The sequence below is a fragment of the Sphingomonas sp. FUKUSWIS1 genome (assembly GCF_000733135.1).
GTDB classification, from domain to species: domain Bacteria; phylum Pseudomonadota; class Alphaproteobacteria; order Sphingomonadales; family Sphingomonadaceae; genus Sphingomonas; species Sphingomonas aerolata.
The window spans coordinates 1-6,640 of record NZ_JPJC01000087.1; the positions used below are offsets into that span (position 1 = coordinate 1).

A 6,640-nucleotide genomic window follows, 5' to 3' on the forward strand; every position below is an offset into this window, starting at 1 on the left:
GGTCGCGGCCGCGATCGCCCATGTCGCCCGCGGCCGCGTGACGCTCGCGACGTCGCCGACCACCGGCCGCCGCGCCGCCATCGTCACCCAAGCCTTTGTCGGCGAACCGCCAAGGACCCCCTCATGATGCTCGCCCTGTTGATGATCGCTGCCGGTGCGCCGTCCGCCGGCTTCCAGGATATCGCCGCGCTCGATCGCGCGGTCTCGGCATTCACCGGCCGGCCGATCGGCGCCGAGGGTGGCGCGCGGACGACGGTCGATTCGCGGTTGCGGCTCGCGACGTGCCCGACCGTCGCGATGTCGTGGCGGACCGAAGCGCATGACGCGGTGGTCGTCGCCTGTGCCGGCCCCGCCTGGCGCATTTTCGTCCCCGTCATACGCCCGGCCTCGGCCCCCGGCGCGACGCCCGCCACGACCCGTGCGGCCTATGCCCCGGTCGTGAAGGCCGCCCCCGTCATCCGCCGCGGCGATCCGATCGTGATCGAGGCTGGCACCGACGGCTTTTCGATCAGTCGCGAGGGCGTCGCGCTGGCCGATGCCGCCCCCGGCGCACGCTTCATGGTCAAGGTCGACGACACCCGCACCCCGGTCCAGGCGATCGCGGTCGCCAGCGGCCGCGCGACCCTGCCCGGCTGGACGAATTAATTTTGTTAAAGCTTTTCGCACGCCGGCCGTTTCTCCCTCTGTCAGCAAGAACCAGAGGGTGCAGACATGGTGGAATCGATCGGCTCGAAGCCGTTGACGGGAGGCGAGCGCAGCGTCGCGCGCATCGCCGCGACGACGCCCGCCCAGCCGGTCGCCCAGCCCCTGGCGCAGACGCCCGACCGTGCGGTCGAGGCCGAACCCTCGGCAACCTCGTCGATCGCGCTCGCGCGGACGATGGCCGCCGCAGCCCCGATCAACGAAGCGCGCGTGGCCGCGGTCAAGAAGGCGGTCGCCAACGGCACCTTCCCGATCCTGCCCGCGACGATCGCCGACCGGCTCCTCGCCTTCAAACTGGAATGGGCACCGAATGACCCGGCGTGACGCCCTAGTGCGCGTGATCGACGCGCTGCATGCCGAGATCGCGGCGCTGAAATCCAACGACGTGGCCGGGCTGGAACGCGCGACGACGCAAAAGCTCGACGGCATCAATGCGGTCGCAACGCTTGGTACCGGCCCTGCCGGTCCCGAATTGCGCGAGCTGGCGGACGAGGCGAACCGCCTCAACGAAACCTGCCGCATCTATACCAACCTGATGGCGGCAAATGTCCGCCGCCGCCTGCAAACCTTGACCGGCGAGGGCGGCATTGCCGGCTATCGCCCGCGCATGGGTGCGGCCTACGCCTGATCCGCGCGGCCGGGCAAGATCTGGCACGCCCCTTGCTGTGTAGTGTCCTGAAACAGGGACATTACTCGCGGGATGACCGTCAATCCTATCACTACCGGCCGGATCCAGTCCGCGATCGCGCTTGCGAGCAGCAAGACGGGCGTGGATTTCGACTATCTGCTCGGCCAGGCGAAGCTCGAAAGCGGGCTTAACGCTAATGCCAAGGCGGGCACGTCAAGCGCGTCGGGTCTGTACCAGTTCATCGAACAGAGCTGGCTCGCGGTCGTCAAGAAGCACGGCGCTGAGCACGGGCTCGGCTGGGCAGCCGACAGCATCGGCCAGTCGTCGGGCGGGCATCTGGGCGTCGCGGATGCGGGCACGCGTCAGGCGATCCTCGCGCTGCGCAACGATCCCGCCGCCGCCTCGATGATGGCGGCCGAACATGCGTCGGACAACAAGGACGCGCTCGAGGGCAAGCTTGGCCGCACCGCGACCGGCACCGATCTGTATATGGCGCATTTCCTGGGGCTCGGCGGCGCGTCGAAGTTCCTGACGACGATGCAGGCCAATCCCGACGCGAGCGGTGCCGCGCTGTTCCCCTCCGCCGCGCGCGCCAATCGCGGCGTCTTCTACGAGTCCAACGGTACGCCGCGCTCGCTGTCGGCAATCTACGAGCGATTCTCGACAAAGCTCGGCGCCGCCGCCGCGGGCGCGACCGGCTCGGCCACGACCGGCTCGGTCCAGTTCGCCGCGCAGGCGCTCGACATGGACGGCAGCACGGTCGTCACCGGCAACAATGAAAGCGCCGAGGACGCGCTCGCCTGGGCGACGTCGACGATGGGCCGGTTCGGCACCCGGAACGCCGGTTTCAATGGGGGCCAGACCTCGGCAAGCCTGTTGCGGCCGACGCCCGACACCGCGCGGCTCGCCTATCTGATGCTCGCGAAGATGGGTGGCTGAACCCATGAACCGCCTGCTCTCCAACGCCCGTGCATCGGTCCTGCCGCTCGCGATCCTGATGCTCGTGCTCGTCATGGTCGTGCCGATCCCGGCATTCATGCTCGACATCTTCTTCGTCGCGAACATCGCGATCAGCCTTGCCGTGCTGATGGTCGCCCTGAACGCGCAGAAGCCGCTCGATTTCTCCGCCTTCCCGACCGTGCTGCTGTTCGCCACGCTGTTCCGCCTCGGCCTCAACGTCGCCTCGACGCGGATCGTGCTCGTTCACGGCCATGAGGGCGAGAGCGCGGCGGGTCACGTCATCGAGGCGTTCGGCACGTTCCTGATCGGCGGCGACTACGTCGTCGGCATCTTCGTCTTCGCGATCCTGATGATCATCAACATGATCGTCGTCACCAAGGGTGCGGGCCGCGTCTCCGAAGTCAGCGCGCGCTTCACGCTCGACGCGCTGCCCGGCAAGCAGATGGCGATCGACGCCGACCTGAACGCCGGGCTCATCACCCCCGACGAGGCGAAGGCGCGCCGCATCGAGGTGTCCACCGAGGCCGATTTCTACGGCTCGATGGATGGCTCGTCGAAGTTCGTGAAGGGCGATGCGGTCGCCGCGATGCTGATCCTCGCCGCAAACATCATCGGCGGGCTGATCCTGGGGCCCGTCAGCCACGGCATGTCGATCGCCGACGCCGCGCACAACTACATCCTGCTCGCGATCGGCGACGCGCTCGTCGCACAGCTTCCCTCGCTGATGCTGTCGATCGCCGCAGCGTCGATCGTCACGCGCGTCACCTCGGACAAGGATCTCGCCGGCCAGATCGGCGGCCAGTTCGGATCCCCGCGCACCTGGACGCCGGTCGCGGTCATCCTCGCGCTGCTCGGCGTCCTGCCCGGTATGCCGCACATGGTCATCCTGCCCGCCGCCGCGATCGCCGGGTTCGCGGCCTGGAAGCTGCGCCAGATCGAGCGTCGCCCCGCCCCCGTCGTCATCGCCCCCGTCGAGGCGATCGACCAGTCGAAGATCGGCTGGGACGAGGTCACCGACGGCATGCAGGTCAATCTCGACATCGGCTACGGCCTGGTCCCGCTGGTCGACGACCGCCGCGGATCGCCGTTGATGGGCCGCATTACCGGCGTCCGTCGCCAGCTGTCGAAGGAACTGGGCTTCGTCGTGCCGCAGGTCCGCGTCCGCGACGACATCAACCTTGCCCCCTATGTCTACCGCATCATCGTCAACGGCGTCGTCGTCGGGGAGGACACCGTGTCGCCCGACGACATGCTCGCGCTCGACACCGGCCAGGCGTTCGGCTCGCTGATCGGCAAGACCACCAAGGATCCGACTTTCGGGCTCGACGCGACCTGGATCTCGACCGCGGACGCGGATGCGGCGACCGGCGCGGGCTATCTCGTCGTCGATCCCGGCACCGTGGTCGCGACTCATCTCAATCACCTGCTCGGCCAGACTGCGTCCGAGCTGCTCGGCCCCGACGAGGTCCAGGCGCTGCTCGACGGGCTGAAGGAGCGCGCGGCGCAACTCGTCACCGCGCTCGCGCCGATCCCGATCACCACGTTGACCCAGGTCCTCAAGGGCCTGCTCGCCGAGAACATCCCGCTGAAGGAATTCCGCAGCATCGCCGCCGCGATCGCGGTCGCCGCCCAGCGCAGCCAGGATGCCGAGGAGATCATCGAACTGATCCGCCCGCGTCTCGGCGCGCTGATCATCCAGAAGCTGTGCGGGATGCGGGAGCCGCTCCGCGTGATGACGCTCGAGGGGCATCTCGAAGGGCTGCTCGGCCAGGCGATGCGCGCCGACCAGTCGCGCCGCCACGTCATCGAACCCGATCTCGGCCGCCGCATCGTCGAAGCGCTGCAAAATGCCGCGCAGCCGCTGATCGCCGAGGCCAAGCCGTTCGCGCTGGTCGTCCAGCCCGCGATCCGCCTCGCAATCCGCAAGCTGGTCCGCACCTGCCTGCCCGACACCCCGGTCATGTCGTTCTTCGAAGTACCCGAGGACAAGGCGGTCGAGGTCGTCGCGGTCATCGGCGCACCACAGCAGGCGCTGGCCGCATGAGCGCCGAACCGATGATGGCGGCGTTCGACAAGGCCCGCCCCGCGCGCGCCGGCGAAATCCCGACGGGGCCCCTCACCTATCGTCCCCAGCAACGCCCCAGCGGCGACCCCGACCAGCTCGTCAAACAGCATCTCGCGATGGTCCGCCGGATCGCTTGGCACGTCCACGGCAGCATGAGCAGCATCGTCGAGGTCGAGGATCTGGTGCAGGTCGGGCTCGTCGCGCTGGTCGAGGCCGCGGCCGGGTTCGAGGAGCGTGGTACGCCGTTCAAGGCCTATGTCGCGACCCGCCTGCGCGGCGCGATGATCGACGAACTGCGGCGCCAGGCGACGACGACGCGCGGTGCGATGCGCCGCCGCCGGCAATATGCCGACGCCATTTCCACGCTCACCGCCCAGACGGGCAAGGCCCCCGGAGACGCCATGATCGCCCAGCATATCGGCGTCAGCATCGACAAGCTGCGCAGCGACTATGTGACCGCGGACGCGATCCGGTTCGATTCGATCGACGAGGTCTATGCCGACGACATGCCGTGGTTCGCCGACGACACCCCCGACGCGTTCGAACAGCTCGCCGACAGCGACCTGCGGGACGCGCTGATCGCCGCGATCACCGCGCTGCCGGAACGCGAGGCGCAGGTGATCCAGCTTTATTATGTCGAGGAGATGAACCTCGAGGAGATCGGCGCGGTCTTCGACATCGGCGCCGCCCGCGTCTGCCAGATCAAGGCATCCGCGCACGCGAAACTGAAACGCGCGCTCGCCCGCAAGGTCTGACGTACCCCTCATCCTCCCCCGCCAAGGGGGAGGTGGCAGGCGCAGCCTGACGGAGGGGGCGGAAAGGGAAAACCGCTGTTGCGTGTCCTCCCCGCTCCGTCGCCTTTGGCGCCACCTTCCTCTGGCGGGGGAGGATAGAGCGTATGAACATTGCCGATGATGTGTTGCCCGCGAATCATCCCGCCGCCGCGCGGATGCGCGCCGCCTCTCCGATCGCCATTGCGAAAATAGCGCAAGGCAACCCTCGCTCAGCCGACCCGCTGCCATCCCAATGCACAAAACCCCGGCGGCCTTGAGGCCACCGGGGTTCGCTGCGCCCCGTTTACCGGGAGGCGATCCGACTGGCGCCGGCACCCGATCGGGGGCCGGTGCCGGCGCCGGGATCGGATTACTGAAGCAGCTTCAGCACGCCCTGCTGGCTCTGGTTCGCCTGGGCGAGCATCGCGGTCGACGCCTGGCTCAGGATCTGCGCCTTGGCGAGCGCCTGCGTCTCGGCCGAAAAATCGGCATCCTCGATGCGGCTCTTGGCGTCCGACAGGTTCGTCGAGTTTGACGTCAGGTTGTTGACGACCGACTCGAGGCGGCTCTGGCCTGCACCAAGCGATGCACGGGTTGTCGACACCGCGCCGAGTGCCGTGTCGATGAGGCCGATGGCTGCAGTGGCACCAGCGGCAGTGGAAATGTCTGCGTCTGTTGCAGTGCTGAGGTCAAGTCCAGTGATCGTCAGGGCAACTTGATCGGTGCTTCCCGCTCCGGTCTGGATATTGATTACCGTGTCCCCGGTACCAAACAATGCGACCTTATTAAACTTCGTATTGTCAGTGATGCTGGTGATCTGCACCGAAAGCTCGGCAACTTCAGCCTGAAGATTTGCGCGATCGGTGTTGTCATAGGTCCCCGACGCCGACTGAACCGACAGCTCACGCATGCGCTGCAGCATGTTCGTGACCTCGCCGAGGGCGCCGTCAGCAGTCTGCGCAAGTGCAATGCCATCGTTCGAGTTGCGGACAGCCTGATTCATCCCCTTGATCTGCGCCGTCATCGACGATGCGATGGCGAGGCCTGCAGCATCGTCCTTGGCCGAGTTGATTCGCTTGCCGGTGGACAGACGCTCCATGGCCGTCGACAGCGCAGCGTTTGCGGTGGTCGATGCGCTAGCTGCGCGCAGCGACGAGATGTTGGTCCCGATAACAGTCATGATTAAGCTCCTTCATGCCGGCTACCCCGCCGCCCCCGTGGCGAAGGACCGAGCCGTCAGGATGGGTAACGGCCGCGCTTCTCCGGGCTTTAGGAAAAAAAGTCCGCCCCTCGCGCACCGGCGTGGCGCGCTCCCGTACACGCGCGCGCGAACGCGCCCGGAAATAGTTTGCCGCGACGCGGCACGATTTAACCGCGCCTTTACCCTCAAGGCCGCATTCCCGAATCGTCACAGGGGGACTTCATGCGCTCGATCTTTCCATCCGCTGCCGTCACGGCGCGCAAATATGCGCTCGTCTCGTCCCTGCGTGCACAGGGCTTCGGGATCGGATC

7 protein-coding genes are annotated in these 6,640 nt (G+C 67.4%); 6 read left to right on the forward strand and 1 reads right to left on the reverse strand.

Going from position 1 to position 6,640, the window contains the following annotated elements; translation table 11 throughout:
- Positions 1 to 123: 123 nt before the first annotated feature.
- The 6 genes from sphsw_RS06210 to sphsw_RS06235 all read left to right on the forward strand — a co-directional run bounded on the left by sphsw_RS06210 (position 124) and on the right by sphsw_RS06235 (position 5,110).
- Positions 124 to 645, forward strand: coding sequence for a flagella basal body P-ring formation protein FlgA (locus sphsw_RS06210; RefSeq protein ID WP_320481756.1), 522 nt, complete (start codon positions 124 to 126; stop codon positions 643 to 645).
- A gap of 66 nt (positions 646 to 711) precedes the next feature.
- Complete coding sequence (gene flgM, locus sphsw_RS06215) at positions 712 to 1,026, forward strand: flagellar biosynthesis anti-sigma factor FlgM (protein WP_031439844.1); 315 nt, start codon at positions 712 to 714, stop codon at positions 1,024 to 1,026.
- The gene (locus sphsw_RS06220; RefSeq protein WP_031394268.1) at positions 1,013 to 1,330 is read left to right on the forward strand and encodes a hypothetical protein; all 318 of its coding nucleotides are present in this window, start codon (positions 1,013 to 1,015) and stop codon (positions 1,328 to 1,330) included. The genes flgM and sphsw_RS06220 overlap by 14 nt, the downstream gene beginning before the upstream one ends.
- A 72-nt stretch (positions 1,331 to 1,402) precedes the next feature.
- Entirely contained in the window at positions 1,403 to 2,269 is an 867-nt protein-coding gene (locus sphsw_RS06225) for a hypothetical protein (protein ID WP_031439845.1), read from the forward strand.
- Positions 2,270 to 2,273: 4 nt separating this feature from the next.
- Positions 2,274 to 4,334, forward strand: a complete 2,061-nt coding sequence (gene flhA, locus sphsw_RS06230; protein ID WP_031439846.1) for a flagellar biosynthesis protein FlhA — start codon at positions 2,274 to 2,276, stop codon at positions 4,332 to 4,334.
- Complete coding sequence (locus sphsw_RS06235; protein ID WP_031439847.1) at positions 4,331 to 5,110, forward strand: FliA/WhiG family RNA polymerase sigma factor; 780 nt, start codon at positions 4,331 to 4,333, stop codon at positions 5,108 to 5,110. Before flhA ends, sphsw_RS06235 begins: the two co-directional genes overlap by 4 nt.
- Before the next feature lie 388 nt (positions 5,111 to 5,498).
- Here the strand turns inward: sphsw_RS06235 and sphsw_RS06240 are convergent, their stop codons facing one another.
- Positions 5,499 to 6,308, reverse strand: a complete 810-nt coding sequence (locus tag sphsw_RS06240) for a flagellin N-terminal helical domain-containing protein (protein ID WP_031439848.1) — start codon at positions 6,306 to 6,308, stop codon at positions 5,499 to 5,501.
- Positions 6,309 to 6,640 lie beyond the last annotated feature (332 nt).